At 71.9% G+C, this 23629-nt stretch carries 20 protein-coding genes; 3 read left to right on the top strand and 17 right to left on the bottom strand.

The window, feature by feature from the left end; all coding sequences use genetic code 11:
* Nucleotides 1-11: 11 nt before the first annotated feature.
* A complete protein-coding gene (locus tag AC0VYM_RS07540) occupies nucleotides 12-932 on the top strand; it encodes a PaaX family transcriptional regulator (RefSeq protein WP_475460476.1) in 921 nt (306 codons plus the stop codon).
* Nucleotides 933-960: 28 nt separating this feature from the next.
* Here AC0VYM_RS07540 and AC0VYM_RS07535 read toward each other — a convergent pair whose 3' ends face one another.
* From AC0VYM_RS07535 to AC0VYM_RS07505, 7 genes are all read right to left on the bottom strand, one after another.
* Nucleotides 961-1398 (bottom strand): RidA family protein, encoded by a 438-nt coding sequence (locus AC0VYM_RS07535; RefSeq protein WP_475460474.1) that lies wholly within the window; start codon nucleotides 1396-1398, stop codon nucleotides 961-963.
* A 14-nt stretch (nucleotides 1399-1412) separates the two neighbouring features.
* The gene (locus AC0VYM_RS07530; RefSeq protein ID WP_475460472.1) at nucleotides 1413-2240 is read right to left on the bottom strand and encodes an enoyl-CoA hydratase family protein; all 828 of its coding nucleotides are present in this window, start codon (nucleotides 2238-2240) and stop codon (nucleotides 1413-1415) included.
* Nucleotides 2237-3001 carry an SDR family NAD(P)-dependent oxidoreductase gene (locus AC0VYM_RS07525; RefSeq protein ID WP_475460470.1) on the bottom strand — a complete coding sequence of 255 codons (765 nt, stop codon included), beginning with the start codon at nucleotides 2999-3001 and terminating at the stop codon, nucleotides 2237-2239. Before AC0VYM_RS07525 ends, AC0VYM_RS07530 begins: the two co-directional genes overlap by 4 nt.
* A gap of 291 nt (nucleotides 3002-3292) precedes the next feature.
* Nucleotides 3293-4264 carry a hypothetical protein gene (locus AC0VYM_RS07520; RefSeq protein WP_475460468.1) on the bottom strand — a complete coding sequence of 324 codons (972 nt, stop codon included), beginning with the start codon at nucleotides 4262-4264 and terminating at the stop codon, nucleotides 3293-3295.
* Nucleotides 4265-4559: 295 nt separating this feature from the next.
* Entirely contained in the window at nucleotides 4560-5834 is a 1275-nt protein-coding gene (locus AC0VYM_RS07515) for a glutamate-5-semialdehyde dehydrogenase (protein WP_475460466.1), read from the bottom strand.
* Between the two features lie 167 nt (nucleotides 5835-6001).
* Complete coding sequence (locus tag AC0VYM_RS07510) at nucleotides 6002-6529, bottom strand: type II toxin-antitoxin system PemK/MazF family toxin (RefSeq protein ID WP_475460464.1); 528 nt, start codon at nucleotides 6527-6529, stop codon at nucleotides 6002-6004.
* A 55-nt stretch (nucleotides 6530-6584) separates the two neighbouring features.
* Entirely contained in the window at nucleotides 6585-7169 is a 585-nt protein-coding gene (locus AC0VYM_RS07505; protein WP_475460462.1) for a TetR/AcrR family transcriptional regulator, read from the bottom strand.
* 101 nt (nucleotides 7170-7270) lie between these two features.
* Between AC0VYM_RS07505 and AC0VYM_RS07500 the strand changes: the two genes are divergently transcribed.
* Both AC0VYM_RS07500 and AC0VYM_RS07495 read left to right on the top strand, forming a co-directional pair.
* Nucleotides 7271-8131 (top strand): SDR family NAD(P)-dependent oxidoreductase, encoded by an 861-nt coding sequence (locus AC0VYM_RS07500; RefSeq protein ID WP_475460460.1) that lies wholly within the window; start codon nucleotides 7271-7273, stop codon nucleotides 8129-8131.
* Entirely contained in the window at nucleotides 8128-8877 is a 750-nt protein-coding gene (locus AC0VYM_RS07495; RefSeq protein WP_475460459.1) for an SDR family oxidoreductase, read from the top strand. Before AC0VYM_RS07500 ends, AC0VYM_RS07495 begins: the two co-directional genes overlap by 4 nt.
* Nucleotides 8878-8919: 42 nt before the next feature.
* Here the strand turns inward: AC0VYM_RS07495 and AC0VYM_RS07490 are convergent, their stop codons facing one another.
* From AC0VYM_RS07490 to mrdA, 10 genes are all read right to left on the bottom strand, one after another.
* Nucleotides 8920-9807 (bottom strand): alpha/beta hydrolase fold domain-containing protein, encoded by an 888-nt coding sequence (locus AC0VYM_RS07490; protein ID WP_475460457.1) that lies wholly within the window; start codon nucleotides 9805-9807, stop codon nucleotides 8920-8922.
* Between the two features lie 74 nt (nucleotides 9808-9881).
* Nucleotides 9882-11069, bottom strand: a complete 1188-nt coding sequence (proB, locus tag AC0VYM_RS07485; protein WP_475462964.1) for a glutamate 5-kinase — start codon at nucleotides 11067-11069, stop codon at nucleotides 9882-9884.
* 99 nt (nucleotides 11070-11168) lie between these two features.
* Nucleotides 11169-12533: a GTPase ObgE gene (gene obgE / locus AC0VYM_RS07480; RefSeq protein ID WP_475460455.1), complete on the bottom strand. Its 1365-nt coding sequence runs from the start codon at nucleotides 12531-12533 to the stop codon at nucleotides 11169-11171.
* Nucleotides 12534-12667: 134 nt separating this feature from the next.
* Nucleotides 12668-12928 carry a 50S ribosomal protein L27 gene (gene rpmA, locus AC0VYM_RS07475; RefSeq protein WP_475460453.1) on the bottom strand — a complete coding sequence of 87 codons (261 nt, stop codon included), beginning with the start codon at nucleotides 12926-12928 and terminating at the stop codon, nucleotides 12668-12670.
* A gap of 13 nt (nucleotides 12929-12941) precedes the next feature.
* Nucleotides 12942-13253, bottom strand: coding sequence for a 50S ribosomal protein L21 (gene rplU / locus AC0VYM_RS07470; protein WP_017545212.1), 312 nt, complete (start codon nucleotides 13251-13253; stop codon nucleotides 12942-12944).
* 278 nt (nucleotides 13254-13531) lie between these two features.
* Nucleotides 13532-16702 (bottom strand): Rne/Rng family ribonuclease, encoded by a 3171-nt coding sequence (locus tag AC0VYM_RS07465; protein WP_475460451.1) that lies wholly within the window; start codon nucleotides 16700-16702, stop codon nucleotides 13532-13534.
* A gap of 160 nt (nucleotides 16703-16862) precedes the next feature.
* Nucleotides 16863-17645: a TIGR03936 family radical SAM-associated protein gene (locus AC0VYM_RS07460; RefSeq protein ID WP_475460449.1), complete on the bottom strand. Its 783-nt coding sequence runs from the start codon at nucleotides 17643-17645 to the stop codon at nucleotides 16863-16865.
* A gap of 615 nt (nucleotides 17646-18260) precedes the next feature.
* Nucleotides 18261-20198 (bottom strand): TIGR03960 family B12-binding radical SAM protein, encoded by a 1938-nt coding sequence (locus AC0VYM_RS07455; protein WP_475460447.1) that lies wholly within the window; start codon nucleotides 20196-20198, stop codon nucleotides 18261-18263.
* A gap of 111 nt (nucleotides 20199-20309) precedes the next feature.
* On the bottom strand, nucleotides 20310-21494 hold the full coding sequence (gene rodA, locus AC0VYM_RS07450) for a rod shape-determining protein RodA (RefSeq protein WP_475460446.1): 1185 nt from the start codon (nucleotides 21492-21494) through the stop codon (nucleotides 20310-20312).
* On the bottom strand, nucleotides 21494-23626 hold the full coding sequence (gene mrdA / locus AC0VYM_RS07445) for a penicillin-binding protein 2 (RefSeq protein WP_475460444.1): 2133 nt from the start codon (nucleotides 23624-23626) through the stop codon (nucleotides 21494-21496). Before mrdA ends, rodA begins: the two co-directional genes overlap by 1 nt.
* Nucleotides 23627-23629 lie beyond the last annotated feature (3 nt).

Raw genomic sequence — 23629 nt, 5'->3', positions numbered from 1 at the left:
ATCGTGTCCGCGTGACGTCCAACACCGACCGGGCAGCCGGGACCGCCGATCCCCCGCCGGACACCTCCGTCGCGTCCACGACGGACACCGAGCGGCGGCGGCCGAGGTCCCTGATCGTCTCCTTCTTCGGCTCCTACGCCCGTGACGTGGGCGGGTGGATCGGGGTGTCCGACCTCATCGCCCTGATGTCCGGGCTCGACGTGGACGGCCCCGCCGTCCGCTCGGCCGTGTCCCGGCTCAAGCGGCGCGGACTCCTGACCCCGGAACGCCTCGGCGGGGTGGCCGGGTACCGCCTCTCCGACCAGGGACGACGCATCCTCGCGGAGGGCGACCAGCGAATCTTCGGCCACCGGGTCGCCCGCGTCCAGGACGGCTGGGTGCTCGTGGTGTTCTCGGTGCCCGAGTCCGAGCGGAACCGCCGCCACGCCCTGCGCGCCCAGCTCACCCGGCTCGGCTTCGGCACCACCGCCGCCGGGGTGTGGATCGCTCCCGCCCACCTGACGGAGCAGGCCCGCGCCGCGCTCCGGGACCTCGGCCTGGAGGAGCACGCGGAGCTGTTTCACGCCTCTTACCTGGACTTCCGTGATCTCACCGGGTCCGTGGCGCGCTGGTGGGACCTACCGGCGCTCCAGGCGATGTACGAGGGTTTCCTCGACGAGCACGAACCGGTCGCGGCGGCCTGGCGCCGTCGGGGTACCCGCGCCCTCCGCGCCCCCGAGGCCCACGCGGCGGCCTTCGCCGACCACCTGCGGGCGGTGGACGCCTGGCGGCGGATGCCGTACCTCGATCCGGGTCTGCCGCCGGAACTGCTCCCCGACCGCTGGGCGGGCAGCCGTGCGGCGCGGGTCTTCTTCGAACTGCACGCCCTGCTGCGCGGACCTGGGCTGGAGCACGTCCGCGCCGCCGCCACCCTCGACCCCGGCCCCTCGTAGCGGGGCCGACCGGCTCACCGCTCCGGCGTCACCGGGCGGCGGGGCCGGGGATCACGGCGACGCCGACCAGCTCGACCAGCGCTCCGGGTTCGAAGAGCTCGACCACCCCCAACAGCGCCATCGCCGGGTAGTGGCGGCCCAGGTGGGCACGGTAGGCGCGGCCGATGTCCCGGGCGGCGGCCCGGTACCCCGGGACGTCGGTGGTGTAGATGGTCAGGCTCACGAGGTGTTCCGGGGCTCCCCCGCAGGCGCGGAGGGCGGTGACCACGTTGCCGAGGGCGACCCCGAACTGGTCCGGCAGGGCCCGCGCCGCCAGCGCGCCGTCCGGCCCCGAGGCGATCTGCCCGGCCAGGTGGACGGTGCGCCCGGGGGCGGGCACCACCGCGTGCGAGAAGCCGGGGGTGGGCCCGAGTTCGGGCGGGTTGACCAGCGTGTGCGGGCTCCGGGGCGGACTCTCGGGTTCCACTCGCTCCCCCTCCACTAGCGCCCCTTCCACTCGGGTTCACGGCGGCCCGTGAAGGCCGCGTGGAACTCGGCGTAGTCGGCGCTCTTCATCAGGAGCGCCTGGGTCACGGCCTCCAGCTCGATCGCGCCGGACAGGCCCATGTCCAGCTCGCGGGAGAGCAGCGCCTTGGTCTGCGCGTAGCCGAAGGCGGGCCCCTCGGAGAGCCGGGTGGCCAGGCGGGTGACCGCCCCGTCCAGCGCGTCGTCCTCGACCAGCTCGCTGACCAGCCCGTAGCGGTCGGCCTCCGCGGAGTCGAGGGTGTCCCCGAGCATGAGGATCTTCGTGGCGTTGCCCAGGCCCACCATGCGCGGGAGCAGGTAGGCGGCGCCCATGTCGGCGCCGGACAGACCCACCTTGGTGAACAGGAAGGCGAAGCGGGCCGAGCGGGCGACCACACGGAAGTCGGCGGCCAGGGCCAGGACCGCGCCCGCGCCGGCCGCGATCCCGTGCACCCCCGCGACCACGGGGACGGGGCACTCGCGCATGGCCCGGACGACCTCGCCGGTCATCCGGGTGAAGGCGAGCAGGTCGTCGGGGTCCATCTCCAGGGTCCGGCCGATGATCTCGTCGACGTCCCCGCCCGAGCAGAACCCCCGGCCGCCGCCGCGCAGCACGAGGACGCGGGTGTCCCCCCGGTGCGGGAGCTCGGTGAGCAGGTCGCGCAGGTCGGCGTAGGCGTCGAAGGTCAGGGCGTTGAGCCGGTCCGGCCGGTCGAGGGTCACGGTGGCCACCCCGCCCTCCCGGTGGAGGTCGAAGTTCCGCCAGTGCTCGGTCAGGGGCGCGGACGCCCGGAAGGGGCTCATCGGTGGGTTCCTCCGCCGTCGATGGTCAGTGACTGGCCGTTGACCGCTCCGGCCAGGGGGCTCGCGAGGTAGGTGACGGCGGCGGCCACCTCGTCGGGTTCGATGAGTCGGCCCAGGGGGCCGGAGGTGGCCAGGGCCTGCTCGGCCTGGTCGAGTCCGCGTCCCGTGCGCTCGGCGATGCGGGCCACGGAGCGCTCGGTCATGGGGGTGCGGACGAAGGAGGGGCACACGGCGTTGCTGGTGACGCCGGTGCCGACGACCTCGGCGGCCACCGCCCGTGCCAGGCCGAGCATCGCGTGCTTGGAGGCGGTGTAGGCGGCCGTGTACCGGGAGCCGGTGTGCGCGGCGGTGGAGGCGATGAAGACGATCCGCCCCTGGTCGCGCGCGAGCATGCCCGGCAGGAGCGCCCGGGTGAGCAGGAAGGCGGAGGTGGTGTTGGTGCGCAGGTGGGTGTCCCAGAGGTCGAGGTTGGTGCCTCGCAGGGGCGCGCTCCGCGCCGTGCCCGCGTTGTTGACCAGGACGGACACCTCTCCGAGGTCGTCCGCCAGGGACTCCACCGCCTGTTCGTCGGTGATGTCGCAGATCCGGGTGGTGACGTTGAGGCCGTGTGCGCGGGCCCGGCGCTCCAGGGCGGCGAGCCGTCCGGAGTCCCGCCCGAGGGCGACCACCTCGTCCCCCTCACTCGCCAGGGCGAACACGATGGCCCGCCCGATCCCGCCGGAGCCACCGGAGACCACGACACGCCGTTCGGAGTCAGCCATGCCCGGAATGTATCACCGGGCCATGACCATCGTCACTGCTACGACATAACAGGGGTGATTGTGGGACAGATGGGGTTGAAGGGGAGGCATGGGCGCGTTGGCCCCGCACGAGAACAGCGCCGACGGCACGGGGCCGTCGGCGCTGCGGGAGGCGAGGGGCGGGGGTGCCGCCCCACTGCCGGGGCGTGTCCCCGCCCCGCCGCGGAGAGCGGCGGGGCGGGGCGATGCGGACCAGCCCGTGGGACCGGCCCGGACCGGGGAGCGGAACCGGGCCAAAGCGGCCGGACCGGACTAGAAGGCGGGACCGGCCTCCAGGGCGTCCGCGATGGTCTGGGCGCGCAGCTCCTCGACCGTCTCCTCCAGGTCGGCCTCGTGCGCCTCGAACTCGGCGGTCACCTCAGCGGCCAGCGCACGCAGAGCGACCTCCTGGGTGACGATGCCGCCGCGCACGCGGTTGTTGTCACCGACCTGCGCGGTCGGGCTGTTGTCGGAGGTGGTCAGGTCGCCGCCCACGATGTTGTTGTCGACGTACACGCCACCGGAGACGCCGGTGACCGACAGGTCGCCGTCGATGTAGTTGAGCGAGCTGGCGAAGCCCTCGTCCGCTCCGGCACCGACGGACACCGGGCCGTTGCCGCCGCTGTACGTGGCGTCACCGATGACCTCGCTGTCAGCGAGGATGCCACCGGAGGCGGCGTCGGTGACGGAGAGGTCCCCGCGCACCACGCTGTCGAAGATGTCCACGTACTCCACGCCCTCGGCGGTCACGCCGCCCAGACGGGAGTCGGTGACGTAGACCTCTCCGACGCTGGCGTCGACGGAGGAGGCGGAGGAACCGACCACGAAGACGAAGCCGTCGTTGTCGGCGCCCTCGGCGGGCGCGGCGCTCAGACCGGCGACCGAGGTGCCCTCCTCCAGGTAGGTCCCGTAGGAGCCCGTGTTGACGACGTCTCCGGCGACCTCGGTGCCGGAGGCGTCGAAGTAGCCACCCTTGGAGACGGTCACGCCGCCGTCGATCTGACCACCGATGACGTGCAGGTTGGCGTCGCCCTCGACGGTGACCTTGCCCTGGATGACGGTGCCGTCAAGGAAGCAGCTCGCACCGGCCGGGACCTTGAGATCAGTGGGCAGGGTGACCGCGCCACCGTGACCCGAGCAGAGAGTGATCAGGTCCGCCTGGGCGGGGGCTGCCATGAGGGTGACGCCGCCGATGGCCAGGGCCGCGGTGGCGGTGGACGCAGCGATCTTGCTCCCGAACTTCATGCGGGGGAATTCCTTTCGTCGTGACCGGTGGGGTCCGACGCTCCTGATGAGGGTGCGGGAAGAGCGCCTGGGGACACCACAGTGAAAGTACCGACCCCACAGCGCTTTGGGAATACTTGCAGGAGAAGATTCGCTTCTGTCCAGGTTTCGGGAAGAAGAACATACCTGGTGACGTGTGTTACTCCAGGGGCGGCGGATAGCGCCTGGTATGCCCGCTTGTGGCCGGAGTCAAGGGACGGGAATGGCCGCCCGGACGTCCGGGCGGCCATTCCTGGTCGCGTCGACGGGCCCCCAGCTACCTCAGGTGACCGTCCCCGGTGACCACGTACTTGGTCGAGGTCATTTCGGTGAGCCCCATCGGGCCCCTGGCATGCAGTTTCTGGGTGGAAATGCCGATCTCCGCGCCGAAGCCGAACTCGCCGCCGTCCGTGAAGCGCGTGGACGCGTTCACCATCACCGCCGCCGAGTCCACCCGGGCCACGAAGTACCGGGAGGTGCTGAGCGAGTCGGTGACGATCGCCTCGGTGTGCCGGGTGGAGTACCGCCTGATGTGCGCGATCGCGGCGTCCACGTCCGGGACCACCCGGACGGAAAGGTCCATGGACAGGTACTCGGTCGCCCAGTCCTCCTCGGTGGCCTCGACCACCGTGGCTCCGGTCGGACGCGCGGCCGCGACGGCGAGGACGCGTTCGTCGCCGTGCACGGTCACCCCGGCCTCGGCCAGGGACGAGAGCACGCGGGGCAGGAACTCCGCCGCCACCGCCTCGTGCACCAGCAGTGTCTCGGCGGAGTTGCACACCGAGCAGCGCTGGGCCTTGGCGTTGGTGGCGATGGCCACCGCCTTGTCGAGGTCGGCGTCGGCGTCCACGTACACGTGGCACAGGCCCTCACCGGTCTCGATGACGGGGACGGTGGAGTCGCGGACCACGGCCTGGATGAGCGAGCCGCCGCCGCGCGGGATGAGCACGTCCACGAGCCCCCGGGCCCGCATGAGCGCGGTGGAGGACTCCCGGGTGCGGCCGGGCACCATCTGGACGGCGTCGACCGGGACCCCGGTGCCCTCCAGGGCGTCGCGCAGCACCGCCACGATGGCGGTGTTGGAGTCGTAGGCGGAGGAGGAGCCGCGCAGCAGGGCCGCGTTGCCGCTCTTGAGGCACAGGGCGGCGGCGTCCGCGGTGACGTTGGGGCGCCCCTCGTAGATGATGCCGACCACCCCGAGCGGGACCCGGATCTGCCGCATGTCGAGACCGTTGGGCAGCACACCGCCGCGCACGGACTCACCGACCGGGTCCGGCAGCTCGACGATCTCGCGCACCGCGTCCGCGATGGCCTCGATCCGCGCCGGGGTCAGGGTGAGCCGGTCGATCATGGCCGGGCCGGTGCCGTCCCGGCGCGCCCGCTCGACGTCCGCCGCGTTGGCGGCGGTGATCTCGTCCGCCCGCTTGACCAGGGCGTCGGCGATGGCCAGCAGGGCACGGTCCTTCACCGACCGGCTGAGCGGGGCGAGCTCGGCCGCCGCGTCCTGGGCACGTTCGGCTACCGCGTGGACCACGCGCTCGATGTCACTCATGGCAGTCATCCTTGTCGGGGCTTCCTTGCTCGGGAGGCCGCCCGGGCCGGTGGACCCACCCCTTCGTAGGGCACCGGACCAGGGGGATCTCCCTCAGCGTATAGCGCCGCGCCCCCGGGCACACGGAGTTATCCACAGGGTGAGACGGCGGCGCGGCCCGCGACCGCTCAGGTCCAGCCGTAGCGCTCCCGCAGGACCGCCGCGACCTTCCAGAACAGACTCTCGTCCATGACGGCGGCCTCACGGCGGATGGCCGCCTCGTCGAACTCGAAGAGGCGGTCCACACGCACGAAGGAGTCGCGGCCCTCCCTGTCCCAGGCGCCCGCGCCGATGGGCAGCCAGTCCTGGCGCTCGTGCTCGTCGGGGACCTGGGTGGAGAGCATGAGTCCGTGCAGACGCCGTCCCCGGCGCCCCACCACGAGCAGGGGGCGGTCCTTGCCCTGGGTGGCGTCCTCCTCGTAGGGGACCCAGGTCCAGACGATCTCGCCCGCGTCGGCGAGGCCGTCCCTCTCCGGTGAGTAAACCAGTCTGGTCGCGTTGCGCCCGGTGGGGACCTCGCGGACCGCGCCCTCCTGGGGGTGGGTCTCCGTGCCCTGTTGGAGGCCGCCCCGCTGCGGGGCGCCGTCGTTCCGTCGGGGGCCGTCGCCGTGCGACGGGTTTCCGTGCTGTGTCGTGTGTTGGCTCACGCACCGCATCCTAGGACGCGTGCCGCCTCGGCGCACAGCGTGCCGGGGGCGGCCGTCCGGTGGATCAGTCCAGGTCCAGCAGGGCCCGCAGGGCCCGGACGCAGTGGTCGGCCTCTGCGGTCGGGCCGGTGGAGCGTTCGTCGGCGGGGGCAGCGGACCAGCGCAGGGCGCGGGCCTCCAGGTAGGCGATCCACGCGTCGGTGACCGGGGCCGCCGTCTCGGGGGCGTCCAGCAGGGCGCGCACGCGGGCGCCCATGGCCTCGCGCAGACCCTCCACGCGGTCACCCTCCAGGGTCACCGCTCCCCCGCCGAACACCAGCGCCGCGTACGACGCCCGGCGCCGGTCCACCTGCTCGAAGTAGCGCTCCGCGAACTGCGCCACGGCGTCCCAGCCCTCGCGGTCCTCGTCGGGAGCGGTGTTGCGGACCACCCGCCGTCCGGCGGCGGCCACCACGGCGTCGTGGAAGGCGGTCTTTTTCGGGAAGTAGTGGAAGAGCAGCCCCCGGGAGATGCCCGCCTCCCGGGCGACCTCGTCCACCGCCAGCTCCTGGATCGGGCGTTCCACCAACATCCGCAGGCCGATCCCGACCAGCTGGCGCCGACGCTCGTCCTGGGTCATCCGCGTCCGTCGCGGGGCTGCCTCGTTCACCTGTTGAGCATTGCTCAACAAGGTCGTAGTGTCAACGACATGGACTTCGCACCCTCCCCCCGCGTCGGCGCGCCCGAACCCACGAAGCACGGAGCCCGTCGATGACCGCCCCCGGACGAGACACCCCGCCCACCGGCTCGGGCCGACGGGTTCTGGTCACCGGCGGCGCCTCCGGCCTCGGCGCCGCCCTGGTCGCCGCGTTCGCGGCGCGCGGGGACCGGGTGATCGCCACCGACCTCGCCGGGCACGCGCCCGACTCCCTTCCGGACGGGGTCGGCTACCTGCGCCTGGACGTGACCTCCGACGAGGACTGGGCGGCCGCCCTCGCCCACGTCGAGGGCGGGTGGAACGGGCTGGACGTGCTGGTCAACAACGCCGGGATCGCCGCGGGCGGGCGGATCGACGTCCTCACCGTCGAGGACTGGCGCCGGATCACCGAGATCAACCTGTTCGGCGTGGTCCGGGGCTGCCGCGTGTTCACCCCGCTGTTCAAGCGACAGGGCTCGGGACACCTCGTCAACATCGCTTCCATGGCCGGACTCGTGCACCCGCCGGTGATGAGCTCCTACAACGCGGTCAAGGCGGCGGTCGTCGCGCTCAGCGAGACCCTCCAGCACGAGCTCGCCCCCTACGGCGTCGCCACCTCGGTGGCGTGCCCGTCGTTCTTCCGCACCAACCTGGCCTCCTCCCTCAGCGGCAGCGATCCCGAGGTGGAGGCCTCCGCCACCAGGCTGATCAACGGGTCGCGCCTGTCCGCCGACGAGGTCGCCGCCCGGGTGCTCCGCGGAGTGGAACGGCGGAGGCCGGTCATCCTCACCGACCGGGACGGACGGACGGCGGTCCTCGCCAAACGCTGGCTGCGCCCCCTCTACGACCGCGCGATGCGCCGGGTGGCGGAGGGCGTTCACCGCCGCGTCGAACCCGCCGCCCCCGCGGCCGACCACCCCACGGAGAACGCGTGAGCAAGGGAACCGTCCTCATCACCGGGGCCTCGGCCGGGCTGGGAGCCGAGATGGCCCGCCAGTTCGCCGCCCTCGGCTACGACCTCGGACTGTGCGCCCGCCGTACCGAGCCGATGGCCGCCCTCCGGGACGAGATCGCGCGGGCCCACCCCGGCCGCCGCGTGGTGCTCCGGGCCCTGGACGTCACCGACGACGACGCGGTCCACCGGGTCTTCGGGGAGGTCGCCACCGAGTTCGGCACGCTGGACCGGGTCATCGTCAACGCCGGGCTGGGCAAGGGCGCGGCACTCGGCACCGGCCGCCACGACGCCAACCGCCAGACCGCCATGACCAACTTCGTGGGCGCCCTCGCCCAGGCGGACGCCGCCATGGAGATCTTCCGGGCCCAGGAGGGCGGCCACCTCGTGATGGTCTCCTCCATGTCGGCCCTGCGCGGCATGCGCCGGGCCATGACCGTCTACGCCGCCACCAAGGCCGGGGTGGCCGCCATCGCGGAGGGACTGCGCTCGGAGGGCGTCCCCGGTCTGGACGTGTCGGTGGTCTACCCCGGCTACATCCGCTCGGAGATGAACGAGCACGTCACCCAGCGGACCCGGTTCATGGTCGACACCGAGGTGGGCGTGCGTGCCATGGTCGCGGCCATCGAGAGGCGCAGGGTGCGGGCGTACGTCCCCGCCTGGCCCTGGGCGCCCCTCGGCTTCCTGATGAGGCGGCTGCCGCTGTCCGTGGTCAGGAGGCTGACGTGAGTGGGGGCGCCGCCCCGGAGGCGCCGCCGGGCCGGGGCCGCCTCACAGCTCCCGGACCGTCCTCATGATCCGCTCGCGCGCGTCACCGCCCTCGGGGACCGGGACCAGGGGGTGGATGTGGAAGGCACCCTCCTCCACGAAGAGCTCGGCCACTCCCCCGGCCTCGGTCACCCTCGCGTGCAGGCGCCGCGTGTCCGGCAGGAGCAGGTCGCGGGTGCCGATGTACAGGTCCATCGGCGGCAGCCCCGCCACCGGCCCGTACAGCGGGCTGAGCCGGGGTTCGGCCAGGTCGTCGCCGCCCGCCCACTCGGCGGCGGCCTCCAGCAGGCCCACCGGGGCCAGCCAGGGGTCCGACCCCTCCACCTCCGCGATCTCCGGGTTGGACATCGTCAGGTCCGTCCACGGTGAGATCAGCACGAGCCGCGCGGGCGACGGCAGCTCCTCCTCGGCCAGGGTCTGGGTGAGGGCCAGCGCGAGCCCGCCCCCGGCGGAGTCACCCGCGATCAGCGTGCGCTCGGGCGCGGTGTCCTCCACCAGTTCCCGGTACACGGCCGTGACGAACGGGAAGGCCTCGCGGTACGTGTGGTCGGGGGCCAGGCCGTAGATCGGCACCTCCACCCGGCAGCCCGCGTCGGCCATCCGCGAGACCAGCACCCAGTGCCAGGCGGCGATCTCGCTGACGTAGGTGCCCCCGTGCAGGTACAGCACGGCCTTCTCGGGCCCGGTGACCGTGCGGGGGCGCACCGTGTGGACGCCGAAGCCGCCGACCTCCCGGCGGGTGATCCAGTGCCGGGCCGCCAGCCAGTGCGGCGGGTCCGCGTGCTCCTTGGGCTCCCGCAGCCACTCCCGGGTGTCCTCCACCGACTCCAGGGTCGGTTTGCGCAGGACACGGAGGGCCAGCGCGGCCAGGTGCGTCGTCAGGCTGGACACGGGTACCGACCTCCTCGGGTCGTCCTGTCATGGAGCCCTCCACGCGCGGACGACGGCGCCGGACGGCTCTGGTGTCAGAGCACCACGAGGTCGTCGCGGTGCACGAGCTCGCGCTCGTAGGAGGGACCCATCTCCCGGGCCAGCCACCGGGTGGAGCGGCCCATCAGGTCGGGGACCTCGGTGGCGTCGTAGTTGACCAGCCCCCGCGCGACCACGGTGCCCTGCTCGTCGCGCAGGTCCACGGGGTCACCGGCGCTGAAGTCCCCCTGGACCCGGATCACCCCGGCGGGCAGCAGCGACGCCTTCTCCCGCACCACCGCGTTGACCGCTCCGGGGTCCAGGACCAGGCTGCCCCGGCCCGCCGTGGCGTGCGCCAGCCACAGCTGGCGCGCGGAGGGGCGGCGCCCGTCGGCCGCCGCGAAGAAGGTGCCCACCCGCTCGCCGGACAGGGCGGCGCGGGCGTTGGCGGCCGAGGTCAGCAGCGTGGGAACCCCCGCCTCGGTGGCGATGCGCGCGGAGTCCACCTTGGTGACCATCCCGCCGGTACCCACGCCCCGTCGGCCCGAGCTCCCGATGTCGATCCCGTCCAGGTCGGCCCGGCCGCGCACCAGGTGCACGACCGAGGTCCCCGCGTCGGCCGGGTTGCCGTCGTAGAGCGCGTCCACGTCGGAGAGCAGCACGAGGGCGTCGGCCCGCATCAGGTGTGCCACCAGCGCGGCGAGGCGGTCGTTGTCACCGAACCGGATCTCGTGCGTGGCCACGGTGTCGTTCTCGTTGACGATGGGCAGGGCCCCGATGTCCAGGAGGCGGCGCAGGGTGCGCTGGGCGTTGCGGTGCTGCACCCGCCGCATCATGTCCTCCACCGTGAGCAGGACCTGGGCGGCGGTCAGCCCGTGCCCGGCCAGTTCGGCGGCGTAGGAGGCCACGAGGAGCCCCTGGCCCACGCTGGCCGCGGCCTGCTGCGAGGCCAGGTCGTGCGGGCGGCGGGCCATGCCCAGCGGCGTCATCCCGGCCGCCACCGCGCCGGACGAGACCAGGATCACCTCCTGGCCGCGGGCCCTGCGGTCCGCCAGGACCTCGACCAGGTCCCGGATCCGGCCGGAGTCGATCAGCCCGTCCGGGGTGGTCAGTGAGGAGGACCCCACCTTGACCACGACCCGGCGGGCCCCGGCGACCGCCGTCCGCCCGGCCGACTCCAGGGTGTCGGCGTCACTCCGACCGGTCCGCTGACCGGTGTCCTGCTGGGTGTCTGCGCTGTGCACCACGAGGGGCTTTCCGTCCGTGGCACGGCGCCCTGCCCGAGCGCCGTGCTCGTACCTTGTCTGGGTCAGGCTGGTGTGGAGCGGCGGTCCCCGCGCGGGTCAGCCCAGCCGGGCGTCAGATCCGCGCGGGCCGGACGGGACGGCCTCGGCGTCCATGGAGTTGTCCCAGTCGAAGACCACGGCGTCCTCGTCCGTGCCGATCTGCACCTCGGCGCCCTGGGTGGCCCCGGCCTTGGCCAGCGCCTCCTCGATGCCGAGGCGGTTGAGGCGCTCGGCCAGGTAGCCGACGGCCTCGTCGTTGGAGAAGTCGGTCTGGCGCACCCACCGGGCGGGCTTGTCGCCGCGCACCTGGAAGGAGTTGTTCCCGAGCGGCACGACGTCGAAGGGGACGTCCCCGATCATCTTCGGGCGCAGCACGATGCGGGTGGGCTCCTCCACCGGCGCGGCCTGGCGGGCCGCAGTGACCTGCTCGGCCAGGGCGAAGGAGAGCTCGCGCAGGCCCTCACGGGAGGCCGCGGAGACCTCCATCACCTTGTAGCCGCGCTCCTCCAGCATGGGGGTGACCATGTCGGCGAGGTCGCGGGCCTCGGGCACGTCCACCTTGTTCAGGGCGACGATGCGCGGACGGTCGGACAGGTCCACCCCGGCCTGCTCGCCGTAGGCGGAGAGCTCCGCCTCCAGGGCGTCGAGGTCGCTGACCGGGTCGCGGCCCGGCTCGTAGGTGGCGCAGTCCAGGACGTGCAGCAGCGTGGAGCAGCGCTCGATGTGGCGCAGGAACTCCAGGCCCAGGCCCTTGCCCGCGCTCGCGCCGGGGATCAGGCCGGGCACGTCCGCGATGACGTACTGGGTGGTGCCCGCCTCCACCACTCCCAGGTTCGGGATGAGGGTGGTGAACGGGTAGTCCGCGATCTTGGGCCGGGCCGCCGACATCGCGGCGATCAGCGAGGACTTGCCGGCGCTGGGGAAGCCCACCAGGCCGACGTCCGCGATGGTCTTCATCTCCAGGCGCACGTCGAAGGCCTCGCCCTCCTCGCCCTTGAGGGCGAAGCCGGGGGCCTTGCGCTTCTTGGAGGCCAGCGCGGCGTTGCCCAGGCCGCCGTTGCCGCCCTGGGCCAGGACCAGGCGGGTGCCGTGGCCGACCAGGTCGGCGATGACCTCGCCGTCGGCCTTGGTGACCACGGTGCCGTCGGGGACGGTCAGGACCAGGTCCTGCCCCTTGGCCCCGGCGCGGTGGCCGCCCTGGCCGGGGGTGCCGTTCTGGGCGTTGCGGTGCGGGCGGCGCTGGTAGTCCAGCAGCGTCGCGGTCTGGGCGTCGACCTCCAGGACGATGTCGCCGCCCTGGCCGCCGTTGCCGCCGTCCGGGCCGCCCAGCGGCTTGAACTTCTCACGGTGCACGGAGGCACAGCCATGCCCGCCGTTCCCGGCCTTGACGTGCAAGACCGCCTCGTCGACGAAGTCAGGCATAGCTCTCCCCGTTACTCATGCGGCCCCCACCACCTGGCGGGGACCGGTACTCCTCACGCGTCACCAGTGACAACGCGAGAGGCGGGCCAGTGTTCCCTGGCCCGCCCCCGAAGAACCGCTGTTGCCGGCGCAGCCTACTCGGCGGCGACCGGAACGATGTTGACGGCCTTGCGACCGCGGAAGTTGGCGAACTTGACCTCGCCATCGACCAGCGCGAACAGCGTGTCGTCGCCGCCACGGCCAACGTTGGCACCGGGGTGGAACTTGGTGCCGCGCTGACGGATCAGGATCTCACCGGCCGAGACGGACTGACCGCCGAAGCGCTTCACGCCGAGGCGCTTGGCGTTCGAGTCACGACCGTTACGGCTGGACGAAGCGCCCTTCTTATGTGCCATTTCTCCAGGCCTCCTACTTCGCCGCGATGCCGGTGACGCGCACCTGGGTGTGCTTCTGGCGGTGACCCTGGCGCTTCTTGTAACCGGTCTTGTTCTTGTACTTCAGGATGTTGATCTTGGGGCCCTTGGTCTCGCCGAGGACCTCGGCGGTGACCGTGTAGCCGCTCAGCTTGTCGGCCTCGCTGATGACGTTGTCACCGTCGACCACAAGGATGGGCTGCCACGTGAGGGTGGCGCCGGTCTCGTCGGAGACCCTGTCGATGTTCAGGACGTCATCGACAGACACCTTCTCCTGTCGGCCGCCCGCTCGCACGATCGCGTACACCGGGTAACTCTCTTCCTGCTCGCTCAACGAATAATGCGCTCACTCATGACCGTGATGCCACGATCCACGAATCGCCTGTAGCGGGGCGCGGGGATCTGAGGGAAACAAACCCCTTGGTGGAGAGCACTGCGGTCTCGGGGCGCGCGAACATTTGGGGCGCGCCGACGCACCGTCCATCAGATTACCACCGACCCGACACAGGCCCGCACACGTACCCCTGGTCCGGACCCGTTCGAAACCGGGTCCGGACCAGGCTGCTGTCCCGCCTCGACCGCTGGTCAGCCGGCGTCGACCGCGGTGGACTCACTGGTCTGTGAGGTCACCGCCGCCTTGGTCCGCCGGGTACGGCGGCGCTTGGGCCGCTCGGTGGCGCCGTCGGCGTCACCGTCAGAGGTGGCGGGTGTCTCGGTGGCGTCGGTGTCCGAGACCTGCTCGGCACCGCTCGCCCGCGTCTGCTCACCCTCGCCGCTGTCGGCCTGGGCCGCCTTGCGGGTGCTGGTGCGCCGACGGGTCTTCTTGGCGGGGGCCTCCTCGGCCACGGGGGCCTCCGAGGGCTCCTCAGCCGGCTTGTCCTCCGGAGCGGACCCCTCGGCCGCCTCCACGGGCTCGGCGGCCTTCTTCGCGCGGGAGGAGCGCTTACGCGTCTTCTTCGCGGGAGCGGCCTCCTCGGCGGCGGGGGCCTCGGCCTCCGCCGGAGCGGACTCGGCCTCGCCGGACGGGGCGGCCTCGGCCTGGTCGGCGTCGGCGGCCACCGGCTCCGCGGCCTTGCGGCCGCGCTTCCTGGTGGTCTTCTCCGCCTTCGCGGCCCTGGCGGGCTTCTCCTCCTGCTCGACGGCCTGGTCGGCGTTCTCCTCGCCGCCAGCCGGACGGTCGTCGCCGTCCTGCTGGTCCGCCTTGCCGGAGGTGTCCCTGTCACCCGAGGACGCCTTGTCCCCGGACGACTCGGCGTCGCCCTTGCCCTTCTTCTTCTTGCGTCCGCCGGTGCCGCCACCGCCGCCGCCCTTGTTCTCCACCGGGTCGCTGGAGAGCAGGAGGCCGCGGCCGTTGCAGTGGTCGCAGGTGTGCGAGAAGGCTTCGAGCAGGCCCTGGCCGACCCTCTTACGGGTCATCTGGACCAGCCCGAGCGAGGTGACCTCGGCCACCTGGTGCTTGGTCCGGTCCCGGGACAGGCACTCCAGCATCCGACGCAGCACCAGGTCGCGGTTGGACTCCAGCACCATGTCGATGAAGTCGATGACGATGATGCCGCCGATGTCACGAAGGCGGAGCTGGCGGACGATCTCCTCGGCCGCCTCCAGGTTGTTCTTGGTGACCGTCTCCTCGAGGTTGCCGCCCTGACCGGTGAACTTGCCGGTGTTGACGTCGACCACGGTCATGGCCTCGGTGCGGTCGATGATGAGCGAACCGCCGCTGGGCAGCCAGACCTTGCGCTCCAGGGCCTTGTTGATCTGCTCGTCGATCCGGTACGCGGAGAAGACGTCGCGGTCCTCGCCCCAGTGCGACAGCCGCTCGGAGAGGTTGGGCGCCACGTAGTCCACGTACTCGTGGACGGTGGTCCAGGCCTCGTCGCCGGAGACGACCAGGCTGGAGAAGTCCTCGTTGAAGACGTCGCGCACCACGCGCACCGTCAGGTCCGGCTCGCTGTTGAGCAGGGACGGCGCGTTGGCCGACTTGGACTTGCGCTTGATCGAGTCCCACTGCTTGGCCAGACGCGTGATGTCGCGCTCCAGCTCCTCCTCGCTGGCGCCCTCGGCGGCCGTGCGCACGATCACGCCGGCGCCGGAGGGCATCACCTTCTTGAGGATGGTCTTGAGGCGCGCGCGCTCCTTGTCGGGGAGCTTGCGGCTGATGCCGGTCATCGAACCGCCGGGCACGTACACGAGGTAGCGGCCGGGCAGACTGATCTGGCTGGTCAGGCGGGCGCCCTTGTGGCCGACCGGGTCCTTGGTGACCTGCACCAGGACCGACTGGCCGGACTTGAGCACCGACTCGATGCGCTTGGGCTGGCCGTCCAGGCCGAACGAGTCCCAGTTGACCTCGCCCGCGTACAGCACGGCGTTGCGGCCCTTGCCGATGTCGACGAAGGCGGCCTCCATCGACGGCAGGACGTTCTGCACCCGGCCCAGGTACACGTTGCCCACGTAGGAGCGGTGGGTGGCGCGGTCCACGTAGTGCTCGACCAGGATGTCGTCCTCGAGGACGGCGATCTGGGTGCGGTCACCGGTCCGGCGCACGACCAGGTCGCGCTTGACCGCCTCGCGGCGGGCCAGGAACTCGGACTCGGTCACGATGGGCGCGCGGCGGCGGCCCTGCTCGCGCCCCTCGCGGCGGCGCTGCTTCTTGGCCTCCAGCCGGGTGGAGCCCCGGACCGCCTGGACCTCGTTCTCGATGGGCCGTTCCTGGCGCGGCTCGCGCACCTTGACCACGGTGTTCGGCGGGTCGTCGTTGGTGGAGTCGCCACCGGAGCCCGAACGCCGACGACGGCGGCGACGGCGACGGCTGCTGCCGCGCTCGCCGTCGGCGGAGTCGTCACCGGACTCGTCCTCGGAGTCGTCCTCCTCGGCGGCGGCACGGTCGTCCCCGCGCTGGTCCCTGCCGTCGTCCTCGGACGGGCCGGAGTCGCCCTGGGCGTCGTCGTTGTCCGCGTCCTCGCCACCGCGCGAGCGGCCGCGGCCACGGCCACCACGACGGCGACGGCGACGGCTGGGGCGCTCGTCCGAGCCCGTCTCCTCGGCGGGTGCCTCGGTGGACTCGTCCTCGGTGTCGTCCTCGTCCACGTCGGCGTCGTCCTCGACGACCGGCGCGGCCTTGGGCTTGGTCTGTACGGGCGCGCTGGCGACCGGGGGCTGGAAGAGCATGCCGCCGGGCGGCTGGAAGACGGCGCCGCCGGTCTCGGCGGGTGCCTCCTCGGTCTCCTCGGGCTCCTCGACGGCCTCCGGGGCGGGGGCCTCGACGGTCCTGGTGGAACGGGTGCGGGTCCGACCGCGCGTACGGCCGCGACCCGTCTCCTTCTCCTTGGTCTCCTTGGCGTCGCCCTCGGGCTCGGCGGGGCGTTCGGCCTCGGCCGTCTCGACGACCTCCGGTGCGGGCGCGCTCGCCTTCGCGGCGGTGGCGCGGCCCCGGCTCCGTCGCTGCGGGGCGGCGGGGGCGTCGTCGGGGCGGCCCGCGGCGCGCACGGTGCGCTTACGGGAGCTCGCGGTGGACACGGAGGTGTTGACCGTGCCGACCTCACCGGTACCGGCCAGCTTGGTGACCGGCGCGGTGGGCGCGGAGAAGACGTCGTCCGGCTCGGGGGGTGGTCCTGCCGCGCGGCGAGCGCCCTTGGCGGGCGCGGGTGTGGTCACCCGCACCGCGCCGTCCCCCGCAGGGGGCGCCGCCGCCGTGTTCTCGGTTGTTTCAGTTGTACCCGCGGCGCCTTCGGCACCGTTGTTGGGCTCGTTCTCGAGCATCCGGGCGGTCTCCCGTCAAAGCGCTCGGGCGCACCGCGACCTCATCGGTCGGTGGCGCGGCTCACGAGAGCTGTCGTCGCTGTGTCAGCGCCGACGACACTGGTGTGCCGTCGGGGCAAAGTCCTGTGGTTTCGCCCATGTTTCCCCGCCTTGGGGCCCTTCATGACGAAGGTCCCGTCATGGGCGATGACGTCCGTGGTGAGCGGGTGCGTCGATCGTTCTTCTGGTCGTGCGCGGCCCCGGTGCGCCCAGTCACGGGAACTACGGGTCGGTCCGCGTCGAACGGATCAGCGATCACACCTGTCGCCTCGTCCAGTGGCCCCTGCGCCAGCCTGGTCATCGTCGGTGATGACGGCGGCGCGAGGTCGGCCAGTTGGCGGAGGCCGGTCAGCACGTCGTCTGGTCGTACAGCAGGTGTCGTGTGCCGTATGACCATTCGAAGTATGGCATATGTCGCGTGTCGGTCCCGTGGGACGCGCCCGAGGGATCGGTGACACACGTCGATATCGAGGACGGCCGGGCGGGTGTCGAAGCGGCGTCGGCCCTTCTTCGTCATCCGTTCCACCTCCACGCTCTCGGCGGCCAGGTAGGTGGCCACCGCCCTGGCGGCGTCGTCGGGGTCGACGTCCGCCATCTCCACGCGCCACTGGGAGGCCTCAAGCCGGTCGGCCAGGCCCGGAGTGCGGGCCTCGACGACCTCGAGCACGTCGATCCCGTCGGGCATCGCCGCGTCGATCGCGGTCCTGACCTGTTCGGGTCGGCGTGCCTCGGCCAGGGTCAGCTCAAGATACTCCGCCTCGCTGGCGACCCCGGTGGGGGCCGCGCCGGTGTAGGAGACCTTGGGGTGTGGTGAGAAGCCAGCGGAGAAGGCCACGGGAACCGAGGCCCTGCGCAGGGCTCTCTCCAGTGCCCGGGCGATGTCGCGGTGGCTCGCGAAGCGCATGCGTCCGCGTTTCGCGTAGCGGACGCGCAGCCTTTGGCCGGGGTTGGCGGTGGAGGGTGAGGTGGTGCCCTCGTGTGCGGGGGGCAGCTCAACTCCTTTCCTCAGTGCCCCCTGGGTTCCGGGCCGCCTGTGGCGGCCCTCAGGGGCTGTTCCTCGTCCTGTTCAGCGTACGGTGCGCCGAAGTGCACACGCGCCAAGCGGGACACGCATACCGGTACCTCCCCCGACGGCCCCCGATCGAAAAGTCCCGACCGGGTCCGAGCGGTGTTGAACCGGCGTTCACCACGAGAACACAGGGGTCCGGAAAAAAAATCCAAAGAAATCCCGCAACCATGGCAACCCCCGGTATCCCCCGCGAGTCTTACTTCACGTACGGCCCGGCGCGAGCGGGGCGCCGGGCCGTACACCTTCCTCCCCGGACACTCCCCCGGTGCCAGTGGCACACGACGGGGTCGAGGACACGGCAGAGAGCGCCCGGCGCGCGAATCCTACTCCCTTTCCCCCCATCGCACACGGATTGCCCCGGTTCCCGGGAGCCGTCCCGGTGCACACCCGACCTCTCCCGCCCCTCTGGGGGCCGGTCCCACCCCCGGCCGGACCGGCCCCCCTCCGCACTCAGACCACGGTCAGCGGCAGCATGGGGCGGCCCCCGGCGTCGTCGTTGATCTGGATCTCGGTGCCCATGGTGGGGCACACCCCGCAGTCGTAGCAGGGGTTCCAGCGGCAGTCGTCGATCTCCAGGGACTCCTCGCCGTGCAGCGAGTCCTGCCAGTCCTGCCAGAGCCACGAGCGGTCCAGCCCGGCGTCCAGGTGGTCCCAGGGCAGGACCTCGTCCTCGTCGCGCTCGCGGGTGGTGAACCAGTCCACGTCCACCCCGGTCCCGGCCAGCCCGGACTCGGCCGCCCTCATCCAGCGGTCGTAGGAGAAGTGCTCGCTCCAGCCGTCGAACCTGCCGCCCGCGAGCCAGGCCTCCTCGACGATCCGGCCGACCCGGCGGTCGCCCCTGGACAGCAGTCCCTCCATGATCGACGGGCGCCCCTCGTGGTAGCGCAGCCCGATGGACTTCCCGTATTTACGGTCCCCTCGCAGGCGGTCCCGCAGCTTGCGCAGCCGGGCGTCCACCTCCTCGTGGGAGGTCTGGGCCGCCCACTGGAACGGGGTCTGCGGCTTGGGGACGAACCCGCCGATGGAGACCGTGCAGCGGATGTCCCTGCGCCCGGTCACCTCGCGGCCGGTCCGGATGACCTCGGTGGCGAGGTCCGCGATGGCCAGGACGTCCTCGTCCTCCTCGGTGGGCAGCCCGCACATGAAGTACAGCTTCACCTGGCGCCACCCGGCCGCGTAGGCGGCGGTGACGGTGCGGATGAGGTCCTCCTCCGTGACCATCTTGTTGATCACCCGGCGCATGCGTTCGCTGCCGCCCTCGGGGGCGAAGGTCAGCCCCGAGCGTCGGCCGTTGCGGGTGAGCTCGTTGGCGAGGTCGATGTTGAAGGCGTCCACGCGGGTGGAGGGCAGCGACAGACCGGTGTTGGTGCCCTCGTAGTGGTCCGCCAGGTTCTTCGCGATGTCACCGATCTCACTGTGGTCCGCGCTGGAGAGCGAGAGCAGGCCGACCTCCTGGAAACCGGAGGCCCGCACACCCTCCTCCACCATCTTCTGGACGGTCTCCTTGTTGCGCTCGCGCACCGGCCGGGTGATCATCCCGGCCTGGCAGAACCGGCAGCCGCGCGTGCAGCCCCGGAAGATCTCCACGCTGTACCGCTCGTGCACGGACTCCGCGGTGGGGACGATGGGCCGCTTCGGGTACGGCCACCGGTCCAGGTCCATCACGGTGTGCTTCTGCACGGTGTCCGGGACGCCGGGGCGGTTGGCCGCGTACCCGGCGATCCGTCCGTCGTCGTGGTAGGCCACGTCGTAGAAGCGCGGCACGTACACCCCGCCGGTGGCGGCCAGCCTCAGCAGGAGGCCGTCGCGCCCGCCGGGCGCGCCCTCCTCCTTGAACTCGCGGATGATCTCGGTGATGGCGAGGGTGATCTCCTCGCCGTCCCCGAGCACCACGGCGTCCAGGAAGTCGGCGATGGGCTCGGGGTTGAACGCGGAGTGGCCCCCGGCCAGGACGACCGGGTCCTCCTCCGTGCGGTCGGCGGAACGGCGCGGGATCCCGGCCAGATCCAGCGCCGTGAGCATGTTGGTGTAGCCCATCTCGCTGGCGAAGCTCAGGCCGAGCACGTCGAAGGCGCGGATCGGCCGGTGCGAGTCCACGGTGAAGTGGGGAACGCCGTGCTCACGCATCAGCCGTTCCATGTCCGGCCAGACCGCGTAGGCGCGCTCGGCCAGCACGCCCTCGCGTTCGTTGAGGACCTCGTAGAGGATCTGCACGCCCTGGTTGGGCACGCCCACCTCGTAGGCGTCCGGGTACATCAGCGCCCAGCGCACCCGCGCGGAGTCCCAGGGCTTGACCACGGAGTTGAGCTCACCGCCCACGTACTGGATCGGCTTGCCCACCTGAGGGAGCAGGGCTTCGAGGCGCGGGAAGAGGCTTTCGACGGACATGGTGTGGGCCTTCGATCGGCGGACATCGTGTCTGGCTGGATCACACCAGGTTAGCCGTCCGAAGGCCCCCGGACCGGTCGTCCACAGGCCCGGTCCGGGGCGCGTCGCGGATCAGAACTCGAAGCCGCGGTCCCGGGAGTTGACACCGAGTACCAGGCCCAGGGCGAGCATGTTGGCGAGGATCGCCGTACCGCCGTAGGACACGAACGGCAGCGGCAGCCCGGTCACCGGCAGGATGCCCAGGCCCATCCCGATGTTGATGAAGGCCTGGAAGCCGAACCAGGAGGCCACCCCCACGCACAGCAGGCGCGGATAGGGCTGGTCGCAGCCCCGCGCGATGCGCAGGATCCGCCAGATCACCACGGCGAACAGCACGATGATCGCCCCGGAGCCGAGGAACCCCAGCTCCTCCCCCGCCACCGTGAAGATGAAGTCGGTGTGCTGCTCGGGGACGAACCGGCCGTGGGTCTGCTCCCCCTGGAACAGCCCTGTACCGTCGAAGCCCCCCGACCCCACGGCGATCAGCGCCTGCGCGGAGTTGTAGCCCGCGCCCTGCGGGTCGGCCGCCGGGTCCATCAGGGTCGCGATCCGGTCCACCTGGTAGGGCTCCAACAGCTCGAACCACCACACGGCCAGCACCGCCAGCGCGCCGCAGGAGAGCATGCCCGCCACCCAGGTGACCGGAGCCCCGGACAGGGTGAGCATCCCGAGGAAGATCGCGCACAGGACCAGGCTGGTCCCCAGGTCGGGCTGGAGCATGACGAGACCGAGCGGGACCGCCATCACCAGCAGGCAGAACAGCACGTCCCTGGTCATCGGCCGGGTCTCGCCGTCCCGGGGCTCACCGAGCAGGGTGGCCAGGACCAGGATCAGACCGACCTTGGCCAGCTCACTGGGCTGGAACTGGAAGCCGCCGATCACGATCCAGCCGCGCGAACCGTTGATCACCGCGCCCAGCGGTGTGAGCACCAGGACGAGGGAGACCACGGTGAACCCGTAGACGATCGGCGCGTAGGCGCGGACCGTCCGGTAGTCCACCGCCGCGACGACCAGGCACACCGCCACGGCCACCGCGAGGTGGAGCAGGTGGCGGACGAGGTGGTCCACGGACTCCAGGGGGTCGCCCCCGTCGCCCGGCAGCGTGGCCGACCACACCAGCAGGGATCCGAGTCCGGCGAGCACCAGTACGGCGCCGATCAGCATCCAGTCGAGGCGCCGCGCCCCGCCCGCCGCCGAGCTGAGGGTCCGCCCCAGGTCGCCCTGGCGCCGGGGCGGACCGCCCATGTTCGTGATCATCAGGGCTCCAGCGTCTCGATGGAACCGTCCGGGCGGACGACCGGCAGTTCGGTGTGCGGCTTGCCGCCCGGCAGCAGCGGCTTGCCCTCCTTCACGTCCTCGGTGTCACCGGCGGACGAGAAGCCGTACAGACCCTCGTAGATCTCGCGGGCGATGGGCGCGGCGGTCTCGCCACCGGTACCGCCCTGGGAGACCAGGACGACGATCGCGTACTGCGGATCGTCCACCGGCGCGTAGGAGGCGAACCAGGACGACACCTGGCGGCCCTGCGCGTCGGCGCTGCCGGTCTTGCCCGCGACGGCGACCTTGTCCTGCGGGAAGTCGGAGAAGGCGCCGCCACCCGTACCGGACGTGGTCACCTCGGCCAGGGCCTCCTGGAGGTACTTGATGGTCTCGTCGCTGACCGGCACCTCGTTCTTGACCGTCGGTTCGATCTCCTCGATCTTCGACCCGTCGGCGGCGACCATGGCCTTGGCCACGCGCGGCTCGTACAGGGTTCCGCCGTTGGCGATGGACGCGTAGGCGCTGGCCAGCTGGAGCGGGCTGACGAGGACGTCGCCCTGGCCGATCGAGAAGTTGATCGCCTCGCTGGCCCGCCACTCGAAGCCCTCCACGCAGTGTTCGTGGGCGAGCTGCTTGAGGTAGGCGGCCTGCGACGGGTCGTTCTCCGCGATGTCCGGGTAGCCGGACTCGGCCCGCTCGCAGTTGACCTCCCGGGTCTCCTCCCAGAAGGTGCGCTTCCACTCGCGGTCCGGGACGCGGCCACCGGTCTCGTACGGCAGGTCCACACCGGTGGGCGAGCCGAACCCGTAGCCGCGCGCCATGTCGGCCATGGCCTCCTCGGGGTCGCCGTCCGGATGGAGCCCGCCGTCCTTCGACCACATCTGGTATCCGAAGTTGTAGAACACGGTGTTGCAGGAGGCGATGATCGCCTGCTTCAGGGTGATGCTGCCCTGACCCGCGCCCGCGTAGTTCTCGTAGTTCTGACCGGCGAGGTTGACCGAGCCGGGGCAGGCGTAGGTGCTGCGCAGCGAGTACCCGTTCTCGACGGCGGCCGACAGCGACGACACCTTGAAGGTGGAGCCGGGCGGGTACGTGCCCTGGACGGCGCGGGAGAGCAGGGGCTCCCCGGCCTCCTCGCTGAGCATGGCGTCGAAGGTCTCCTGGTCGATGCCGCCGTCCCAGATGGCGGGGTCGTAGGTGGGCAGGCTGGCCATGGCCACGACCCCGCCGTTGGTGACGTCGAGGACGACGGCGGCGCCGGAGTCGGCCTTGTACTTGGGCCGGGCGCCCTCCATCCCCCGGGCCAGGGCCTCCTCGGCGACCTTCTGGACGTTCATGTCCATGTGGGTGACCAGGTGCATGCCCGCCTCGGGGAGGCGCTCGGAGATCACGTCCATGATCTCGCCGTGGTTGTTCACGCCCAGGGTGCGCAGTCCCGCGCTGCCGCGCAGCTCCTTGTCGTAGACGGCCTCCAGGCCGTCACGGCCCACCATGTCGATTCCGGTGAACTGGGTGCGCAGCTCCTCGCGGGCCTCCAGCTCCTCCTGGGTGACGGGCTGGAGGTAGCCGAGCATCTGTCCCGCGTGGTCGCCGTAGGGGTACTCGCGCACGGCCTGGGCCTGCGCGGTGATCCCGGGGAAGTCGTCGGCGCGCTCCATGATCTGGAGCGCGATCGGCCCCTCCACGTCCTCGGCGAGGGTGACGGGCTGGTAGGGCGACCCGGGCCAGCAGGGACGCTGGACCTCGGGGCCGCACAGACGCATGCGCTGCTGGAGCTCCTCCAGGGGGACGTCCAGGACGCCGGAGAGGTCGCTGAGGACCTTCTCCCCGCCGTCCTTCATCCCCTGGAGCTCGTGGTAGTCGGCCGACACCAGGAGTTCGGTCTTGTTGTTGACCACGACACGGCCGCTGGAGTCGAGGATCTGCCCCCGGGTGGCGGGGACGACCAGCTCCTGGTGGTGGTTGGAGACGGCCAGCTCACGGTAGTGGTCGGCCATGGGCACCTGGAGGTACCAGAGCCGGGCGACCAGGACCGCGAACAGGGCCAGGACCAGGAACTGTGCCAGGAAGAGTCCGAGCCAGCCGAGTCTGCGGCCGGGCACTGACGGGTTGGTGGGCGGCTTGCGCACCGG

The sequence above is a fragment of the Nocardiopsis sp. iso_237 genome, assembly GCF_056173345.1.
Note: the sequence above shows the minus strand (reverse complement) of the source record. Positions and strands in the feature narration are given on the sequence as shown.